We start from the raw sequence: 19,027 nt of genomic DNA, 5'->3' as shown, positions 1-19,027 counted from the left end.
ACCGCCACAGCTGTCCGCTGCCCGGGCGGTTTCGGCAGGCTCGGCCGGAATTGGCTACCGTGCACGATGTGACTGCTGAAACGACTTCCGCTCCCTCCCGTGGTGCCGTCGCCGCCGGCCTGGCGACCATCGCCGCCGACGGCACCGTTCTCGACACCTGGTTCCCCGCCCCCGAGCTGACCGACCAGCCCGGCCCCTCCGGCACCGTCCGCCTGACCGCCGAGCAGGCCGAGGCCGAGCTCGGTGCCGGCGCCGGTGCCGCACTGCGCGGCGATGCCCGGCGCGGGGTCGAGGTCGTGGCCGTGCGCACCACGATCGGCTCGCTCGACGAGAAGCCGCTGGACGCGCACGACATCTACCTGCGCCTGCACCTGCTGAGCCACCGGCTGGTCCAGCCGCACGGCCAGAACCTGGACGGCATGTTCGGCCTGCTGGCGAACGTGGCCTGGACGAGCATCGGCCCCGTCCCGGTGGAGCTGGTCGAGCGGGCCCGCCTCGCGGTGCGCGCCGAGGGCGGCCAGCTGGCCGTCTACGGGATCGACAAGTTCCCACGGATGACCGACTACGTCGCGCCGAGCGGTGTGCGGATCGCGCACGCCGACCGGGTCCGCCTCGGCGCCCACCTGGCCGCCGGCACCACGGTGATGCACGAGGGCTTCGTGAACTTCAACGCGGGCACGCTGGGCACCTCGATGGTGGAGGGCCGGATCAGCGCCGGTGTGGTGGTCGGCGACCACAGCGACATCGGCGGTGGCTCCTCGATCATGGGAACCCTGTCGGGCGGCGGCAAGCAGATCGTCTCGGTGGGCGAGCGCTGTCTGCTGGGCGCCAACGCGGGCATCGGCATCTCGCTGGGCAGCGACTGCGTGGTCGAGGCGGGCCTGTACGTGACCGCCGGAACCCGGGTCACCCTGCCGGACGGCACCGTCGGCAAGGCGGTGGAGCTGTCCGGTCAGGACAACCTGCTGTTCCGTCGGAACTCGCAGTCCGGCGCGGTCGAGGTGATCGCCCGCTCCGGTTCTTGGGGCGGTCTGAACACCGAGCTGCACGCGCACAACTGACCTCCGATCCGAACTGGGGTGCTCCAACGCCCCGCCCTACTCCACCGGTGGGCCCGGGTTGTGCCGCACGGCACGGCCTGGGCCCACCGGCGTGTCAGGCCCGGCCCCACAGGCTGCCGAGCACCGAGCACCGAGCACCGAGCACCGGCAAGGGGCGCGGGGACGGGGAAGGAGGAGGCTGAGGCTGAGGGCTACGGACGGGACATAGTGCAACTGCAGGGGGCTGGGCAAGCCCGGGTCACCCGAGGGGCTGAGGCATCGGACCAGGTGGACCGCATCGGGTGGTCCGAGGTGACCCGCCGCTACCGGGGGTCGTTGGAGCGACGGGGTCACACGCCCCCACCACCGCATCACGCCGCACCCCCGAACTGGAGGGTCCCCCTCATGTCCGAGCCCAGATACGAGGCGCCCGTCGCACCGCAGCAGGACGCGACCAAGAGCCTGCTGGACCAGATGCAGGAGCTGCTCGCCTCGCTCAACGCCGACCTGGCCGACCTGGGTGCCGATCTCGGACCGGCCCGGGTCTCGGAACCGGGCGGTCTCGCCGAGGAGTTCCGCGCCGACCTGGAGGCCTCCGGTGCTCGGGCGACAGAGCGCTCCGGCGCCGCCGAGGCCGGCGGCCCCGCCGCCCGGTAGGCCCCGGCAGGTGGCGGGGTGAGGGTGATCACCAGTCGCACCTGATCGTCGACCGGCTCCTCCTCCACAGGCCCCTCCTCTACCGGCCCCTCCTCCGGCTGCGCCGACACCGCCTCGGCGGGCTCCGCCCCCGCGGCCGGCCCGGACTCGGCCCCCGGCTCCGTCACCGCCGGATCCGAGCACGTCGGGGCGCCCTCGGCCGGGTCGGCGTTCGCCGGGCCCGGGACGCGGCTCGGCGGTCCGCCGGGCCGCCCGCCCTCCGACCAGCGCACCGAGGCCGGCGCCGAGTGCGGCGCCGCACGCCCCGGCGGACCTGCGGGCGGGACCTGCGCCGGATCGGCGCCCGGCTCGGCCAGCGGCCCCCCGACGACGCCGCGGCGCAGCAACCGGAGCAGTTCGATGACCAACGAGCGGCATTCGGCGCTGGCGTCGAGCCCGTCGATGGCCAGCCAGTAGGCGCCCTGCGCCACCGAATCGGTCGACCCGGCAACAGCGACCAGCGCCTCGGCGACCTCGGCGAGGAGCAGCCGCAACTGCGAGAGCACCGGCCCGAGCTCACCGATCCGGCTGAGCCGCTCGGCCCGGCCGGCCGCGGCCCAGTCGCCGCCCTCCGGCGGATCGGCCACCGCCTCCAGCAGCCCGGCGGCGTGACCGCCGACCCGGGCCAGCGCCTGGGCGACGGAGGCCACCTCTGCGGCCGGGTGGCCGGTCAGGCGTTCGGCCAGCGCCGCCGTGAGCGAGGCGGTCTGCCAGGCCTCGGAGAGCACGTCCGGGACCGTCCTGGCCTCGGCGAGCGCGTGGCGGGTGGTCTTGATCAAACGCAGTGCGTCCATGGCGGCGTCCTGTCCCTCGCTGCTGACGGGGCCTCGGGCCGCTCGGGTCGAACGGCCCGTCAGGAGAGAGGGTGCGACGGATCCCGGATCCATGGGGCGAGCAGGTTCGAATCTGTGGACAACTCCGGACCTGTGGAGCGCGGTACTCCCCCGAACGGCTCAGCCGGCGGGCGCCGCTGGGAAACGCAACTCGTTCCGGTCGATCTTCTCGGCCAGTGCCACCAGCGGATCGACCCCGAGCACGGCGCAGAACTGCACCAGGTACGCGAGCACGTCCGCCACCTCGTCCCGCACCCGGTGCGCGCTCTTCGGGTCGTCCATCACCGCGGCGGCCTGCTCGGGGGTGAGCCACTGGAAGATCTCCAGCAGCTCACCGGCCTCGACGCTGAGCGCCGCCGCCAGGTTCTTCGGAGTGTGGAACGGCTGCCACTGCCGGGCAGCTGCGAAGTCCCGCAGCCGCAGGGCGAGTTCGGTGATCGTGGACGACATTTCGGGGCGGCCCGGCCGGTCGGGCCAGCCGGGCTGTCCTGCGGGGTGCGGTGCCGCGGGGTGCGATGTCGTGTGCGGTGCTGCGGGGTGCGGTGCTGCGGGGTGCGGTGCTGCGTGCGGTGCTGCGTTCTCGGTCACTGCCCCAGGTCTACCGCATCGCCTGCACCGCCCGCACCGCCCGGGCAACCGCCCGCCGGGCTGCCCGCAGCCCTGGCCGCCGCACCGACCGCCCCCGCACCCTCGGACCCGGCGGCGGACTCACCGGCGGACTCACCGGCGGACTCACCCTCGGCCCCGGCCGCGGACTGGGCGGGCACCCGCCCGACGGGCCGCAGCACGCTGTGCCCGCTCATCGGATCCCGCCGGCACTCCACCAGCTCGACCCCCTCGACCAGCTGAGCGGCCGCAGGATCCTGCATCGCGGCCAGCAGCCGCAGGTGCTCCTTGTCGCACATCTCCCGGGCCAGCCGGAGCAGCGAGGCGGTCTGCTCGGCACCCAGGCCCGCACCGAGGTCCTCGGCCAGCACGGTCAGCTGGCGGCGGGCCCAGGGCACCTCGGCGGCGGGGTCCACGTCCAGCACTCCGGCTCCGGTCAGCAGCACGGCGGCGAAGGCGAGCAACCGCAGCATCCCGTCCGAGGCCTGGTCGGCGCCGGTGCGTCCGAGCACCCCCTCGTCGAAGACCGCGAGCAGCCGCTCCTGCGCCTGGGTGCCGCGCCGGGCCACCTCCAGGCCGAGCAGCGGGTGCGGCGCGGCGGACTGCACGGCCTTCAGCAGCCGGCCGTAGCGGCGCACGCACTCGCCCTGCAGCCGGGCCAGCACCGCGGACAGGTTGGCGGCGGTGGGCAGCAGCCGGGCCTGCGGGTCGGGCCGGACCCAGCCGCGCATCAGCGCCGGGACGGGGTGCACCGGGAAGACCTCGCGCAGCGCGGTGAGCAGTTGCTCGGCGGCGGCCAGTACCTTGCGCTCGCCCGGGGAGGAGCCGGCCACCCGCAGCGGGATCTGCGTGGTGATCAGGCTGCCGCTGGGGAACGGCGCCCGGATGTCGCCCTGCCGGGTGTCGTTGTGCCAGCTGACGTTGACCCGGCCGCCGGCGACGTCCTGCTCGCCGGTCTCCACCAGCGTCCGGCCGTCGCAGGCGAGCCACTCGCGGGCCACCCGGACCCGCCCATCGGTGCGGATCACCAGTTCGAGCCGGATCGGCCCGTCGCAGGAGCGGACCGTGCAGCCCAGGATGATCGCGTTGCGCCCGTGCGGCACGCAACCGAGCAGCCCGCCGCGCACCGGCGCGGCGAGCGGGCCCGTGGCACCGCCCAGGCCGTCCAGCGAGGGCCCGATCTCCTCGCCCTGGGCGAGCCGGGAGAGCACGGCCAGCGCGTCCAGCGCGTTCGACTTGCCGACGCCGGAGGGGCCGTGCAGCACGGTGAGCGGGGAGAGCGGGAGGCTGGCGCGACGGTAGGACTTGAAGGAGGTGAGCCGCAGCTCCTCGACGGTCGGCCGCAGGGCGGGGCGCGGCTCCGCGCCGGCCTGGGCCGAGCGCGTGGCGGTAGGGCGCCGGACGGCCGCGCCGGGCATGGAGCCGGTGGTCACCGGACTGGATACGGGGCTGGTCACCGCGCCGACCCTAGTGACGGCCGCTCGGCCCGGGGACGGCAGAAACGTGCCTGCGCCCGGCGATTCATCCCAACGGGGAACCAGCGGGCCACCGGAAGTCGGCCGCATCCCAAATCCTGACGCCCGCCAGGCATGGTCCGCCTGCCGCCAGGCATGGTCCGCCGGCCGCTGCCCTCAGCCGCCGTCCGCCAGCCGCCGGTACACCGCGACCCGCACCGAGCCGGTGACCGCCACCGGCTCGGACAGCGAGCCGAGCGCGGCGGCGATCCGCGCCGGGTCGGTGTGCCAGGCGCTCGGTCCCATCCCCACCACCGCCGCCGCGTCCCGGTGCGAGAGCCGCAGCTCGAACTCCACCTCGCGCGCCGCGACGGGGGTGAGCCAGGGGCTGAGCTTCTCGTCGATCCGCCGGTCCTTCTCCTCGTCGACCGAGAGCAGGCCGAGCACACCGACCAGCTCGCGCAGGTGGCGGGCGGTGGGCGAGACCAGCAGCAGGCTGCCGCCGGGACGCAGCACCCGGTGGATCTCGGCGCCGCCGCGCGGTGCGAAGACGTTGAGCAGCAGATCGGCGCAGCCGTCGGCCAGCGGCAGCGGCCGCCAGGCGTCGCAGACCACCGCACCGGCCCTGGGGTGCGCCTTGGCGGCGCGGCGCAGCGCGAACTTGGAGATGTCCAGGGCCGCGCCCACCGCACCGGGCAGCGCGTCCAGGACGTGCGCGAGGTAGTGGCCGGTACCGGCGCCGAGGTCCACGACCAGCCCGTCCGCGGTGCCCGCCGGCCACACCGAACCGGCTGCCTCGGCCAGCGCCGCGGCGATCGGCCGGTAGTGCCCGGCGGTGAGGAAGTCGGCCCTGGCCGCCACCATCTCGGGCGTGTCACCGGTACCGGTGTGCGCGTCGCCGGGCAGCAGGCTGACGTAGCCCTGCTTGGCCAGGTCGAAGGTGTGGCCCTCGGGGCAGCGCAGGGCGCGCCCGGTCGCGTCGAGCGCGAGGCCGAGCGCGCAGTGGGGGCAGGTCAGGTACCGCTCGATGTCCCGGAGCACCGACCCACCCTAAACCGCGTCCCGCGCCGCGCCCGGCCGGTCTGCCGGCCGACTGGTCCGCTGGTCCGTCCTAGTCCGAGTCGTCCTCCCCGTCCTCGCCCGCGACCCCTTCGCCCTCGGCCTCGTCCACCACCCAGCCGTTGAGCCGCTCGGCCACACCGTCCACCCCGAGCCGGCCCTCGCGGATCGCGCGGGCCACGCTGCGGACCTCGCGGGCGGTGGTGGCGACGTGGCAGCCGCTGGCCACCAGATAGGCGTAGGCGGCGGCGGTGGCGAAGAGCTCGTTGGTGCGCTCCAGGGCCGGCACCCGGATCAGCTGGTGCATCAGGGCGGCGGCCCGGTCCTGCGGCTCGGGGTAGACGGCGATGTCGAAGATCTGGGCTTGGTGGCGCGTGACGGCCGCGAGCAGCGAGCCGTAGTCGGTCACCTGCGGGTCACCGGGGGTGTACTGCTCGGCGATCATGAGCAGCCAGGAGAGGTCGACCTCAAGCTTCAACGGCGTACGCCCTGGCGCTCGGCGGTGGACTCGGACTCACCGAACTCGGCGAGGAACTCGCTCTCGTACTCCTTCATGAACTGCGCCGCCGCGTCGACGAAGCGCAGCCCGGCCTCGCCCATGTCCTGCTGGACGAGCCGCTCGATGTACTGGTTCATGCTGATCCCCTGCTGCTCCGCCCGCTCGCGGGCCATCTCGGCGGTGGTGGCGTCCACCCGCACGTTGAGCTGCTTCTTACCCATGCAATCGAAGCTAGCGCTCACCTGCTAGCACCACAAGGGCGCGTGCGGCCGCGATCCGCGCGCCCCCGCGCGCCGTCCGACACCGCGCGCCGCCCGGGTCACGCACCGCCCGGGTCACGCGCCGCCCGGGTCGCGGGCCGCCCCTGCGGCTCCGAGGCTGGAGGCATGACCTTTCCTTCCACTGAATCCCTGCCAGGCCCGTTCCGGCAGCTGGCCCGCTCCGCCTGGCAGGCCCTGCTGCTCGCGGGGCTGGCGGCCGCGCTGCTCGGGGTGCTGGTCCTCGTCTGGCCGCATGCCACGCTGACCGTCATCGGGGTGCTCTTCGGGCTGTTCCTACTGCTCAGCGGGCTGGTCCAGCTGGTCGCGGCGTTCGGTACGCATGTCAGCACCGCGCTGCGGGTGATGGCGTTCATCAGCGGGGCGCTGTCGATCCTGCTCGGGCTCTTCTGCTTCCGCGGCACGCTGGAGTCGCTGGTGCTGCTGGGCCTGTGGATCGGCATCGGCTGGCTCTTCCGCGGCATCACCCAGGTGGTCGCCGCCGCCTCCGATCCCGGCACCCCGGCGCGCGGCTGGCTGATCTTCCTCGGACTGGTCAACGCGGCGGCCGGGATCGTGCTGATCAGCTGGCCGATCAAGTCGGTCACGGTGCTCACCGTGGTCGCCGGCTGCTGGCTGCTGGTGGTCGGCCTGGTCGAGGTGGCGGCGGCGCTGCGGCTGCGGCACGCGGCGAAGCAGCTGGACGGGCCGGACCGCCACGGCCGCCTCGACCCCCGGCAGGCCTGACCGCTGCGGCCGACCGCTGAGGCCTGGCCGCTGAGGCCTGACCCCCGGCGGCCTCCGGCAGTCGGCCCCGCTCAGGCCCCCGGCCGGCCACCGCCAGGTGGCGGTGGCCGGCCGTCTGCCGGGCTCCCGGCTCCCGGCCTCCTCGCCCGCCGGGCCGGGCTCAGCGGCGGTGCTGTCGCCTCCGCACCGCTCGGCACCCACCCCGCGGTGGCCGACCTGGTGCCGGCGCGCCACGGCCGGGCGGCGGCCGGCTACTCCTCGCCGATCGGCTCCAGGATCGCCACGCACTCGAAGTGGTGGGTCATCGGGAACAGGTCGAAGGCCCGCAGCGAGACCGGGCGGTAGCCGCCCTCACGGAAGAAGGCCAGGTCCCGGGCGAGGGCGGCCGGGTCACAGGCCACGTACGCGATCCGGCGGGCTGCCAGCCCCGCCAGGTGGCGGACGGTCTCCCGGCCGGCCCCCGCGCGCGGCGGGTCGAGCACGATGAGGTCGGTGGCGGTGATCCCGGTGCGCGGCAGCAGGGTCTCCACCTTGTCGCACTCGATCCGCACGTTCTCCAGCTCGGCCAGGTTGTGCCGGGCGTCGAGCACCGACTGCTTGGCCGACTCGATGCCCAGCACCGCGCCGTCCTCGCCGACCCGGTCGGCCAGCGCGCCGGCGAACAGGCCGACCCCGCAGTACAGGTCCAGCGCGTTCTCGCCCCACTGCGGGTCGAGCCCGTCGAGCACCGCGCGCACCAGGGTGTCCGGGGCCTCGGGGTGGATCTGCCAGAAGCCGCCGTTGCTGACCCGCCAGGTCCGCCCGGCCGCCCGCTCGCGCACGAAGGTGCGCCCGTGCACCCGGTGGAAGAGCTCCTGCTCGTCGATCCGGGAGAGCGAGACCGGCTTGGCCAGTTCGACCAGCGGCAGCTGCTCGCCCGGCATCGGACGCATGATCAGCTGACGGTCCGAGGAACCGCTCGCGGCGATCGCCTCGACCGAGGCGAGGCCGGTCCAGTCCTCGGCCTCGATGTTCAGCTCGGTCACGCCCTCGGCGGCGATCAGGCAGCGGTCGATCAGCTGGACCTCGTGCGAGCGGTGCTTGCGCAGCCCGACCTGGCCGCTCTCCTGGTCCACCGTGTACTGGACGCGGGTGCGCCAGGCGGGCACCTCACCGGCGGGCAGCTTGCCGCCGACCGGTTCGACGCTGCCGTCCCAGCCCGCCTCGGCCGGGGTGAGGCCGGCCAGCTGGGCCAGCTGATCGGTCAGCACCTGCACCTTGAGCTTGCGCTGGCCGCCGGGGCTGACGTGCTGCCAGTCGCAGCCGCCGCAGCGACCCGGGCCGGAGAACGGGCAGGGCGCCTCGATCCGGTCCTTGGCCGGGGTCAGGATCTCCACGGCGTCGGCCCGCAGGAAGCGCGACTTGGTGGTGCCCTCGGTGACCTGGACGACCACCCGCTCGCCGGGCAGCGCGTGCCGCACGAAGATCACCCGGCCCTCGTGCCGGGCCACGCAGTGGCCGCCGCCGTGCGCCACCTGGCCGACCTCGACCTCGTAGCGCTCGCCGACCAGCGGATCGCCGCCCGGGCCCTTGGGCGCCTGCGGCGCCGCGGGGCGGGGCGCGCGGGCCGGGCGCGCGGGCCTGCCCTTCGCGCCGGGCTGCTTGGCCTGACCGGGCTGGGGGGCCTTGGTGCCCTTGTCCGCCTTCTCGGCCCGCTCGGCCTTGGCGGCACCGGCGCCCTTGCCCGCGCCACCAGCCTTGCCCGCGCCACCAGCCTTGCTCACGCCACCGGCCTTGGCGGCCTGGTCGGCCCTGGCCGACTTCGCGGCACCCGGACGCACACCGCCGACCGGTGCCGGCCCCGACTGCTCGACCCGCTGCTCGGCCGGGGCCAGCGGCGCCGTCTGCGCCGTGTAGCCGTCCCGGTCGGTGGCGGCCGGGCGGACCTGCTTGGCCCCCCAGCGCGGCCTGGCCACCTGGCCGGGCTTGCCCGACTGCCCGGCCTTCCCGGACTTGCCTGCCTTCCCGGACTGCGACCCCGAGCGGGGCGATCCTGACTTGCCCGAGGAGCGGGGAGGGGTGTTGCGACTCACGAAGTGGTGTCCTTGCTGGGCTCGGCGGGATTCGGCGGGATTCGGCACGGGGTCGAGGACCTCGACCGGACAGGGTTCTCGACGGAACCCGACGGTACCGTGCGCCACCCCAATTCGCCGCGCCGCAGGCTGATACCGGGGCGCGCGGACCGGTCTCCCGGCGCCCCCGCGGCCCGTGGCGGGTCCCTGGGCCACAGTGCCGTCGACCCGGCGCCGCCCCGCCGTCGACCCGGCGCCCATCGCGTCCCGGTCTGATGAACCGGATAGCGTGTCGGATGATGAAGATACGGGCAACACTCGGTTGCCAGGCCGGCGCCCGACTCGCGGGCACGGCAGCCACACGCCCGGGCCACTGGGCACGGAAGGATGATGAGCGGTGTTTGCGCAGGTCAAGACCCCAACGGACCGGGTGAGGTAAGAACACCGTGCACATCGTCATCATGGGCTGCGGACGTGTCGGCTCCGCGCTGGCCAGAGCCCTGGAGAAGCACGGCCACTCGGTGGCCGTGGTCGACCAGGACCCCACCGCCTTCCGCCGGCTCGGCGCCGGCTTCAACGGCCGTCGGGTGACCGGGGTCGGTTTCGACCAGGACACCCTGCGCGAGGCCGGCATCGAGGAGGCGGGCGCCTTCGCGGCCGTCAGCAGCGGCGACAACTCGAACATCATCGCGGCCCGGGTGGCCCGGGAGAACTTCGGCGTCGAGCACGTCGCGGCCCGGATCTACGACCCCCGCCGCGCCGAGGTCTACCAGCGCCTGGGCATCCCGACCGTCGCCACCGTCCGCTGGACCGCCGACCAGATGCTGCGCCGGCTGCTGCCCAGCGGCGCCGAGCCGCTCTGGCAGGACCCGAGCGGCACCGTCCAGCTCGCCGAGGTGGCCTTCGCCCCGTCCTGGGTCGGCCACCGGGTCAGCGAACTGGAGGAGGCGGTCGGCGCTCGGGTGGCGTTCATCACCCGGCTCGGCGAAGGCGTGCTGCCCACCCCGCACATGGTGGTGCAGGAAGGCGATCTGGTGCAGGTGATGCTGCGCCGGGCGGATCAGGCGGCGGTCGAGGCCGCGTTCGCCAAGGGCCCGGAGGAGGGTCACTGATGCGGGTAGCGATTGCGGGAGCGGGTGCGGTCGGGCGGTCCATCGCCGCCGAGCTCCTGGAGAACGGCCACGAGGTGCTGCTCGTGGACAAGAACCCGAACTCCATCTCGGTGGAGCGGGTCCCGATGGCCGAGTGGCTGCTGGCCGACGCCTGCGAGATCACCTCGCTGGACGAGGCGGCGCTGCAGCGCTGCCACGTGGTGATCGCGGCGACCGGTGACGACAAGGTCAACCTGGTGGTCTCGCTGCTCGCGAAGACCGAGTACGGCGTGCCACGGGTGGTCGCCCGGGTGAACAACCCGAAGAACGAGTGGCTCTTCAACGAGTCCTGGGGCGTGGACGTCGCCGTCTCCACCCCGCGCCTGATGTCGGCGCTGGTCGAGGAGGCGGTGAGCGTCGGCGACCTGGTCCGGCTGATGCGCTTCAGCCAGGGCAACGCCAACCTGGTCGAGCTGACCCTGGCCGAGGACACCGCACTGGTCGGCACCCGGGTCGGCGATGTCAGCTGGCCCACCGACACGGCGCTGGTGACGATCATCCGCGAGGGCCGGGTACTGGTGCCGAGCCGGGACGACACCCTGGAGGGCGGCGACGAGCTGCTCTTCGTCGCCGCGCAGGAGCGCGAGGAGGAGCTGGAGCAGCTGCTCTCGTAGCCGCACCGCGCCCACCGGCCGGCCGGCCACCAGCGGCTCTGACACTACGGAGGGCCCGGCTCCCGATCGAGATCGGGAGCCGGGCCCTCCGCGTCGTACCGGCCCGGGCGGCTACGCCTCCTCGGGCTACTCCTCCTCGGGCTGCTCCGCCTTGATCGGCGCCGGCGCGGTGAGCAGGATCCGCCAGGTCACGTACATCGCCAGCAGCATCGGCGGGATGCCGAGCGCGACCTTCAGCCAGCCCAGCAGGTTGACGTTGCCGGTGAAGTAGAGCGGGAAGAGGATCAGCGGCTTGATGCCCATGATCACCACCCAGGCCCAGGTGGCCTTGGTGTAGGCGGCCAGCCGGCCCGGGTTCTGGGTGCGCCAGGTGAACATCTCACCGGTGACCGGACCGAGGGTGAGGCCGATCAGCGGCCAGCGCACCAGCGCGGAGACGGCCAGGCCCAGGCAGTAGCCGACGTTCCAGAGCAGCCCCGGCAGGTAGAAGTCCTGCGCCTTGCCGGTGTGCATCGAGATCCAGGCGCCGATCGCCACCCCGAAGACCCCGCTGAACGCGTGCTGGATGGTCTCCCGGCGCAGCAGCCGCACCACCACGAAGAGCGCGCTCAGCGCGAGGGCGCCCCAGGCGGCCGTCGACACCTGGTGGGTCAGGTTGAAGGTGACGATGAAGACCAGGCCCGGCAGGGTCATGTCGATCATGCCCCGGACGCCGCCGAAGGCCTGGATGATCGAGTCGGCCGCCTCCTTGGCCGCGGCCTCCTGTGCGGCCGCCGCACGGGCCTGCGCCTGCTCGGGTGTCTCCTGCGGCAGCTCCGCGGGCACGGCTGCCGGATCGGACTGCCGGCTCTCAGTGATCAGTACGTGCGGGGCGGCGTGGTCGCCGCCGGGCGGATTGGTCACTGGTGATCGCTCCCCTGTCCCACTGGACGCAGCTCGTAGCGAGGGTTGAAGAGCACGCGCCGTCCGCGTGCGTGGCTGATCCGGCCGCTGGCGGTCAGCCGGCGGCCGGGCTCTATGCCCGCGATCGAGCGGCGGCCGAGCCAGACCACGTCCAGCGCGTCCGAGCCGTCGAAGAGCTCGGCCTCCAGCGCCGGCACACCGGCCCGGGGGCGGAGCGTCACGGTCCGCAGGGTGCCCGAGACGGTGACCACGTCGCGGTCACCCGCCTCCGCGATCGGCGTGCAACCCGAGACCACGGCGTCCTGGCGCAGCTCCTCGGCCTGGAGCTCCTCCGGACTGGAGGTGAGCCGGCTGAACATCCGGCGCAGGCGGCCCTGCGGCTGGTCGCTGCTGTTACCACTCATGCGGAAAGGCTACCGGCTACAACCCCACCGGCGGGGTGCCGAGCACCGCCGCCTTACGGTTCGAAGCGGTAGCCCATGCCCGCCTCGGTGATGAAGTGGCGCGGGTGCGAGGGGTCCGCCTCCAGCTTGCGGCGCAGCTGGGCCAGGTAGACCCGCAGGTAGTTGGTCTCGGTGCGGTAGGCCGGGCCCCACACCTCCTGCAGCAGCTGGGTCTGGCTGACCAGGCGGCCCGCGTTGCGCACCAGCACCTCCAGCAGGTGCCACTCGGTGGGCGTGAGGCGGACGTCGGTGCCGCCCCGGTTGACCTTCTTCGCCGCCAGGTCGACGGTGAAGGCCTCAGTGGTCACCAGCGAGTCGTCCTCGCCGGCCACCGGCTCCGCCCGGCGGATCGCGGCGCGCATCCGGGCCAGCAGCTCGTCCATGCCGAAAGGCTTGGTCACGTAGTCGTCGGCGCCGGCGTCCAGCGCCTCGACCTTCTCGTCCGAGGCGTGCCGGGCCGAGAGCACGATGATCGGGACCCGGGTCCAGCCGCGCAGGCCCTTGATCACCTCGACCCCGTCCATGTCCGGCAGGCCGAGGTCGAGCACCACCACGTCCGGGTGGCGGGCGGCGGCCAGTTCCAGCGCGCCGGCGCCGTCGTGGGCGGCGTCGACCTCGTACTTGCGGGCCTTGAGGTTGATCACCAGGGCGCGGACGATCTGCGGTTCGTCGTCCACGACGAGGACCCGGGTCATGCGAGCTCCGCCTTTCGGGGGGCCTGGGAAGCGGTGGTCAGGGGGGATTCGGCGGTGGGCGGCGGCTCGCCGGCCAGGTCCGCGTCCGGGTCCGGTTCGGGCGGACGGTCGACGGCGGGCAGCGAGACCACCATCGTCAGGCCGCCACCCGGGGTGTCCTCGGCCGTGAGGGTGCCACCCATGGCCTCGACGAAGCCGCGCGCCACCGCGAGCCCCAGCCCGACGCCGGCACCGCGCGGGGCGTCGCCGTAGCGCTGGAACGGGGCGAAGATCCTCTCCTTGACCTCCTCCGGCACGCCGGGCCCGCGGTCCACCACCCGCAGCTCGACCCGCCCGCGTCCCGCCGCCGGTTCCAGCGCGTCCGCCTTGACCAGCACCTTGAGCTCCGGCGGGCTGTACTTGACGGCGTTCTCGATCAGGTTGGCCAGCGCCCGCTCCAGCAGCCCGGCGTCGGCCGGGACCATCGGCAGGTACTCCGGGATGTCCAGCCGCACCGACTCCAGCGGGACCCCGCCGAGCGCGATGGGGACCACCTCGTCCAGGTCGACCTCCTGGATCAGCGGGGTCACCGTCCCGGTCTGCAGGCGGCTCATGTCCAGCAGGTTGTTGATCAGGTGGTCCAGCCGGTCCGCGCCCGCCTCGATGCCCGCGAGCAGCTCCTGCTCGTCGGCCTCGTCCCACTCCACGTCCTCCGCGCGCAGCGAGGAGACGTTCGCCTTGATCCCGGCCAGCGGGGTGCGCAGGTCGTGCGAGACCGCGGCCAGCAGTGCGGTGCGGATCCGGTTGCCCTCGGCCTGGCGGCGCGCCGCGGCGGCCTCCTTGGCCAGCCGGCGCCGCTCCAGCAGCACCGAGGCCTGGGCGGCGAAGGCACCCAGCAGCCGGCGGTCGGCGGCCGGCAACACCCGGCCGGAGAGCACCAGCGCCAGGTGCTCGCCCACCGGGACGTCCACGTCGCCGTCGTCCGGGCGGGTGGGCGGGGCGGTGCCGGCGAACGCGGTGCAGGTCCACGGCGCGCGCTCGTCGGCGCGCTCCAGCAGGGCCACCGCGTTCTGCCCGAAGGTCTCCCTGACCTGTTCGAGCAGCGCGGTCAGCCCCTCGCCCGTGGGCGCGCGCAGCACGGTGCCGGCCAGCGCGCTCAGCGTCTGCGCCTCGGTCTGGCTGCGGGCCGCCTCATGGGTGCGCCGGGCGGCAACGTCCACCACCGTGGCCACCGCGATGCCCACCGCGGCGAAGATCCCCACCGCCAGGATGTTCTCCGGGTCGGAGATGGTCAGCGTGTGGGTCGGCGGGGTGAAGTAGTAGTTCAGCGCGGTCGAGCTGACCAGAGCCGAGGCGATCGCCGGGAAGAGACCGCCGACCAGTGCCGCGCTGATCGTCACCGAGAAGAAGAGCAGCATGTCGGTGGGCAGCCCGGTGTCGCGGACATGGGTCAGCAGCAGCGCGAGCAGCGGCGGCCCGGCCACGCCGAGCAGCCAGCCGCCGATCGCCCGGGGGCGGCCGAGGTCGGTGACCTTGCGCAGCGGCAGCCGCCCCTGCCGTCCGTTGGCGACGTGCTCATGGGTGACGATGTGAACGTCGATGTCGCCCGAGTCGCGGGCCACCGTGGAGCCGACGCCCGGGCCGTAGATGTACTGCCAGGCCTTGCGGCGGCTGGAGCCGAGCACCACCTGGGTCGCGTTGACGCCGCGCGCGAAGTCCAGCAGGGCGTGCGACGGGTCGTCGCCGAGCACCGTGTGGAAGCTGCCGCCCAGGCTCTCCACCAGTGCCCGCTGCTCGATCAGCGCCTGCGGGGAGCCGCCGTTCGCCAGGCCGTCGGAGCGGGAGATGTGCACCGCGAGCAGCTCGCTGCCCGAACCCTTGGCGGCGATCCGGGCCGCTCGGCGGATCAGCGTGGCGCCTTCGGGGCCCCCGGTCAGGCCGACCACGATCCGCTCGCGGGCCTGCCAGGTGCTGTCTATGCCCTGCTCGGCCCGGTAGGTCTGCAGGTACTCGTCCACCCGGTCCGCGGTCCAGAGCAGCGCCAGCTCCCGCAGCGCGGTCAGGTTGCCGGGGCGGAAGTAGTTGGAGAGGGCGGCGTCGATCTTCTCCGGCGCGTACACGTTGCCGTGCGCGAGCCGGCGACGCAGGGCCTGCGGCGACATGTCGACCAGCTCCAGCTGGTCGGCCCGGCGGACCACATCGTCCGGCACCGTCTCGCGCTGACGGACACCGGTGATGCCCTCCACCACGTCGCCAAGCGACTCCAGGTGCTGGATGTTGACCGTGGAGATGACGTCGATGCCGGCGGCCAGCAGCTCTTCGACGTCCTGCCAGCGCTTGGCGTTGCGGCAGCCGGGGACGTTGGTGTGGGCCAACTCGTCCACCAGCGCGACCTGCGGGCGGCGGGCGAGCAGCGCGTCCAGGTCCAGCTCGGTGAACTCGGCGCCCCGGTGCTCCATCACCCGGCGCGGCACCGCCTCCAAGCCATGCAGCAGGTCGGCGGTGTTCGATCGGTTGTGGTGCTCGACGAAGCCGATCACCACATCCGTGCCGCGGACCAGCCGGCGGTGCGCCTCACAGAGCATCGCGTACGTCTTCCCCACCCCGGGGGCCGCCCCGAGGTAGATCCGCAGCCTTCCGCGTGCCATGCGTCCCATTCTTGATCGAGCCCGCTCCGGGGACCACCCCCGGACACCTGTTCGCGCAATCGAGACTACGGGGTAGGCGGGCCACCACCTTCGATCAAGCTGGTCGAAAGGCAGCTTTAGCGACATCTTGACGGCTCCCGGCGGCCGTTCGGCGAGGTCTGCCGACCGTGCCCGGCCACCGCCGCGCGGGGATGCACGGGGATGCGCCAAGGGGGCGGCTACTCCACGATGTGGCCGTCCCGCAGCTCCACCACCCGGTCGGCGAGCTCCATCAGCTGCGGGTCATGGGTGGCCACCAGGACGGTGACGCCTTCGCTGCGCACCACCGCGCGCAGCAGCTCCATCACCGAGCGCCCGGTCTCCGAATCGAGCTGCCCCGTCGGCTCGTCCGCGATGATCAGGGCCGGCTCGTTCGCCAGCGCCCGAGCGATCGCGACCCGCTGCTGCTGGCCGCCGGAGAGTTCGGTCGGCCGCTGCTCGGCGTGGTCCGCCAGGCCCACCAGGGCCAGCAGCGTCGCCACCCGCTCCTCGCGCTGTGCGGCGGGCACCTTGCGCAGGCGCATCGGCACCCCGACGTTCTCGGCCGCGGTCAGGATCGGGATCAGCCCGAAGGACTGGAAGACGAAACCGATCCGCTCGCGTCGCAGCGCCAGCCGCCCGGCCTCGTCCAGGTCCGCCAGGTTCGCGCCGTCCAGCGTGATCTGCCCCGAGCTGGGCGCGTCCAGGCCACCGACCAGGTTGAGCAATGTGGTCTTGCCGGAGCCGGAGCGGCCGCGCAGTGCGGTCAGCTCGCCGCGCCCGGCCGCGAACGACACTCCGCGCAGCGCGTGGACGGCGGTCGCCCCGCTCCCGAAGCTGCGCCAGACGTCGGTGACCTCGACCATCGGCGCGAGGGTGGCGACCGCGCTGCCGGCCGTGCCCGCGGCGCTGGTGGCGGAGCTGGTGGTGGCGGAGCTGGTGCTGCGGCCTGCGTCGTGCTGCTGATCACTCACGGTGGAGTCCCCCCGATGCCAAGTTCCTGACGGCCAGTGATCAGTACGGTAATACCAACCCAGCAACGGGTGAAGGTGCTGTCCATGACGAACTGCCCCGGGCCGGCCCCCGGACGGACCGTGTGGTGAACGCGAAGAAGCCCCCAGCCGAAAGGCTGGGGGCTTCTCCTGAATGATTGTTCGGCGGCGTCCTACTCTCCCACAGGGTCCCCCCTGCAGTACCATCGGCGCTGTAAGGCTTAGCTTCCGGGTTCGGAATGTAACCGGGCGTTTCCCTCACGCTATGACCACCGAAACACTATGAAACTATCGGCCGCACCGTCCCATGGCCATGGAACGGGGTCGTTGTTTCAGAACAACACAGTGGACGCGAGCAACTGAGGACAAGCCCTCGGCCTATTAGTACCGGTCAGCTCCACCCATTACTGGGCTTCCACATCCGGCCTATCAACCCAGTCGTCTACTGGGAGCCTTACCCTCTCAAGGAGGTGGGAGTGCTCATCTCGAAGCAGGCTTCCCGCTTAGATGCTTTCAGCGGTTATCCCTCCCGAACGTAGCCAACCAGCCATGCCCTTGGCAGGACAACTGGCACACCAGAGGTTCGTCCGTCCCGGTCCTCTCGTACTAGGGACAGCCCTTCTCAACACTCCTACGCGCACAGCGGATAGGGACCGAACTGTCTCACGACGTTCTAAACCCAGCTCGCGTACCGCTTTAATGGGCGAACAGCCCAACCCTTGGGACCTACTCCAGCCCCAGGATGCGACGAGCCGACATCGAGGTGCCAAACCATCCCGTCGATATGGACTCTTGGGGAAGATCAGCCTGTTATCCCCGGGGTACCTTTTATCCGTTGAGCGACGGCGCTTCCACAAGCCACCGCCGGATCACTAGTCCCTGCTTTCGCACCTGCTCGACCCGTCGGTCTCACAGTCAAGCTCCCTTGTGCACTTACACTCAACACCTGATTGCCAACCAGGCTGAGGGAACCTTTGGGCGCCTCCGTTACTCTTTAGGAGGCAACCGCCCCAGTTAAACTACCCACCAGACACTGTCCCTGATCCGGATCACGGACCCAGGTTAGACATCCAGCACGACCAGAGTGGTATTTCAACGTCGACTCCACGACAACTGGCGTTGCCGCTTCAAAGTCTCCCACCTATCCTACACAAGCCGAACCGAACACCAATATCAAGCTATAGTAAAGGTCCCGGGGTCTTTCCGTCCTGCTGCGCGAAACGAGCATCTTTACTCGTAATGCAATTTCACCGGGCCTATGGTTGAGACAGTCGAGAAGTCGTTACGCCATTCGTGCAGGTCGGAACTTACCCGACAAGGAATTTCGCTACCTTAGGATGGTTATAGTTACCACCGCCGTTTACTGGCGCTTAAGTTCTCAGCTTCGCCCCACCGAAGTGGAGCTAACCGGTCCCCTTAACGTTCCAGCACCGGGCAGGCGTCAGTCCGTATACATCGCCTTACGGCTTCGCACGGACCTGTGTTTTTAGTAAACAGTCGCTTCTCGCTGGTCTCTGCGGCCACACCCAGCTCAGAGAGCAAGTCTCCTCACCAGACATGGCCCCCCTTCTCCCGAAGTTACGGGGGCATTTTGCCGAGTTCCTTAACCATAGTTCACCCGAACGCCTCGGTATTCTCTACCTGACCACCTGAGTCGGTTTGGGGTACGGGCCGCCATGAAACTCGCTAGAGGCTTTTCTCGACAGCATAGGATCATCCACTTCACCACAATCGGCTCGGCATCAGGTCTCAGCCTCAATGAGTGGCGGATTTGCCTACCACTCGGCCTACACCCTTACCCCGGGACTACCACCGCCCGGGCTGGACTACCTTCCTGCGTCACCCCATCGCTCACCTACTACCCTGTTGGATCAGCGGCTCCACCACGTCCCTTCGTCCGAAGACTCCAGGCCGGCTTCACGGCTTTAGCATCCAGAGGTTCGACGTTGGCGCTTCAAAGCGGGTACGGGAATATCAACCCGTTGTCCATCGACTACGCCTGTCGGCCTCGCCTTAGGTCCCGACTTACCCTGGGCAGATCAGCTTGACCCAGGAACCCTTGGTCAATCGGCGCAAGAGTTTCCCACTCTTGTATCGCTACTCATGCCTGCATTCTCACTCGTATCCCGTCCACGACTCGATTCCTCGGCCGCTTCACCCGGAACACGACGCTCCCCTACCCATCCACAGCGCCGTTGGACGTATTCTGTGAATGACACGACTTCGGTGGTGTGCTTGAGCCCCGCTACATTGTCGGCGCGGAATCACTTGACCAGTGAGCTATTACGCACTCTTTCAAGGGTGGCTGCTTCTAAGCCAACCTCCTGGTTGTCTCTGCGACT

The 19,027-nt window shown here is 71.9% G+C and carries 16 protein-coding genes and 2 rRNA genes (1 of these 18 running past the window's edge); 4 read left to right on the top strand and 14 right to left on the bottom strand.

Annotation, left to right across the window (positions count from 1 at the left end; translation table 11 throughout):
- Nucleotides 1–59: 59 nt before the first annotated feature.
- Nucleotides 60–1,061 (top strand): 2,3,4,5-tetrahydropyridine-2,6-dicarboxylate N-succinyltransferase, encoded by a 1,002-nt coding sequence (gene dapD, locus OG455_RS26270; RefSeq protein WP_266297728.1) that lies wholly within the window; start codon nt 60–62, stop codon nt 1,059–1,061.
- Between the two features lie 350 nt (nt 1,062–1,411).
- Here the strand turns inward: dapD and OG455_RS26265 are convergent, their stop codons facing one another.
- The 6 genes from OG455_RS26265 to OG455_RS26240 all read right to left on the bottom strand — a co-directional run bounded on the left by OG455_RS26265 (nt 1,412) and on the right by OG455_RS26240 (nt 6,408).
- Entirely contained in the window at nt 1,412–2,530 is a 1,119-nt protein-coding gene (locus OG455_RS26265) for a DUF6099 family protein (RefSeq protein WP_266297726.1), read from the bottom strand.
- Between the two features lie 159 nt (nt 2,531–2,689).
- The gene (locus OG455_RS26260) at nt 2,690–3,019 is read right to left on the bottom strand and encodes a nucleotide pyrophosphohydrolase (protein WP_266297724.1); all 330 of its coding nucleotides are present in this window, start codon (nt 3,017–3,019) and stop codon (nt 2,690–2,692) included.
- A gap of 134 nt (nt 3,020–3,153) precedes the next feature.
- A complete protein-coding gene (locus OG455_RS26255; RefSeq protein WP_266297722.1) occupies nt 3,154–4,632 on the bottom strand; it encodes an AAA family ATPase in 1,479 nt (492 codons plus the stop codon).
- Between the two features lie 174 nt (nt 4,633–4,806).
- On the bottom strand, nt 4,807–5,670 hold the full coding sequence (locus tag OG455_RS26250; RefSeq protein ID WP_266297720.1) for a putative RNA methyltransferase: 864 nt from the start codon (nt 5,668–5,670) through the stop codon (nt 4,807–4,809).
- Nucleotides 5,671–5,740: 70 nt separating this feature from the next.
- Nucleotides 5,741–6,166, bottom strand: a complete 426-nt coding sequence (locus tag OG455_RS26245) for a fic family toxin-antitoxin system, toxin component (protein ID WP_266297718.1) — start codon at nt 6,164–6,166, stop codon at nt 5,741–5,743.
- The gene (locus OG455_RS26240) at nt 6,163–6,408 is read right to left on the bottom strand and encodes a toxin-antitoxin system HicB family antitoxin (protein ID WP_266297716.1); all 246 of its coding nucleotides are present in this window, start codon (nt 6,406–6,408) and stop codon (nt 6,163–6,165) included. The genes OG455_RS26245 and OG455_RS26240 overlap by 4 nt, the downstream gene beginning before the upstream one ends.
- A gap of 165 nt (nt 6,409–6,573) precedes the next feature.
- Here OG455_RS26240 and OG455_RS26235 point away from each other — a divergent pair, with 165 nt between their 5' ends.
- A complete protein-coding gene (locus tag OG455_RS26235; RefSeq protein ID WP_266297715.1) occupies nt 6,574–7,191 on the top strand; it encodes an HdeD family acid-resistance protein in 618 nt (205 codons plus the stop codon).
- Nucleotides 7,192–7,442: 251 nt separating this feature from the next.
- On the opposite strand, the gene OG455_RS26230 is transcribed toward OG455_RS26235, so the two are convergent.
- Nucleotides 7,443–8,741 carry a class I SAM-dependent RNA methyltransferase gene (locus OG455_RS26230; protein ID WP_266300958.1) on the bottom strand — a complete coding sequence of 433 codons (1,299 nt, stop codon included), beginning with the start codon at nt 8,739–8,741 and terminating at the stop codon, nt 7,443–7,445.
- 947 nt (nt 8,742–9,688) lie between these two features.
- Here OG455_RS26230 and OG455_RS26225 point away from each other — a divergent pair.
- On the top strand, nt 9,689–10,354 hold the full coding sequence (locus OG455_RS26225) for a TrkA family potassium uptake protein (RefSeq protein ID WP_266297714.1): 666 nt from the start codon (nt 9,689–9,691) through the stop codon (nt 10,352–10,354).
- A complete protein-coding gene (locus OG455_RS26220) occupies nt 10,354–11,007 on the top strand; it encodes a TrkA family potassium uptake protein (RefSeq protein ID WP_266297713.1) in 654 nt (217 codons plus the stop codon). The genes OG455_RS26225 and OG455_RS26220 overlap by 1 nt, the downstream gene beginning before the upstream one ends.
- 126 nt (nt 11,008–11,133) lie before the next feature.
- Here the strand turns inward: OG455_RS26220 and OG455_RS26215 are convergent, their stop codons facing one another.
- The 7 genes from OG455_RS26215 to OG455_RS26185 form a co-directional block, all read right to left on the bottom strand.
- On the bottom strand, nt 11,134–11,910 hold the full coding sequence (locus OG455_RS26215) for a DUF3159 domain-containing protein (protein WP_266297712.1): 777 nt from the start codon (nt 11,908–11,910) through the stop codon (nt 11,134–11,136).
- Nucleotides 11,907–12,314: an OB-fold nucleic acid binding domain-containing protein gene (locus OG455_RS26210; RefSeq protein WP_266297710.1), complete on the bottom strand. Its 408-nt coding sequence runs from the start codon at nt 12,312–12,314 to the stop codon at nt 11,907–11,909. Before OG455_RS26210 ends, OG455_RS26215 begins: the two co-directional genes overlap by 4 nt.
- A gap of 53 nt (nt 12,315–12,367) precedes the next feature.
- On the bottom strand, nt 12,368–13,048 hold the full coding sequence (locus tag OG455_RS26205) for a response regulator (protein ID WP_266297708.1): 681 nt from the start codon (nt 13,046–13,048) through the stop codon (nt 12,368–12,370).
- The gene (locus tag OG455_RS26200; RefSeq protein ID WP_266297706.1) at nt 13,045–15,675 is read right to left on the bottom strand and encodes a sensor histidine kinase KdpD; all 2,631 of its coding nucleotides are present in this window, start codon (nt 15,673–15,675) and stop codon (nt 13,045–13,047) included. The genes OG455_RS26205 and OG455_RS26200 overlap by 4 nt, the downstream gene beginning before the upstream one ends.
- A gap of 218 nt (nt 15,676–15,893) precedes the next feature.
- Nucleotides 15,894–16,559 (bottom strand): ABC transporter ATP-binding protein, encoded by a 666-nt coding sequence (locus OG455_RS26195; RefSeq protein ID WP_266300957.1) that lies wholly within the window; start codon nt 16,557–16,559, stop codon nt 15,894–15,896.
- Nucleotides 16,560–16,845: 286 nt separating this feature from the next.
- A 5S ribosomal RNA gene (gene rrf, locus OG455_RS26190) occupies nt 16,846–16,962 on the bottom strand.
- Nucleotides 16,963–17,046: 84 nt separating this feature from the next.
- Nucleotides 17,047–19,027: ribosomal RNA gene (locus OG455_RS26185) — 23S ribosomal RNA — on the bottom strand (it continues 1,139 nt past the right edge of the window).

Origin of the sequence: Kitasatospora sp. NBC_01287, from assembly GCF_026340565.1 — a bacterium.
Taxonomy (GTDB): Bacteria; Actinomycetota; Actinomycetes; order Streptomycetales; family Streptomycetaceae; genus Kitasatospora.
Note: the sequence above shows the minus strand (reverse complement) of the source record. Positions and strands in the feature narration are given on the sequence as shown.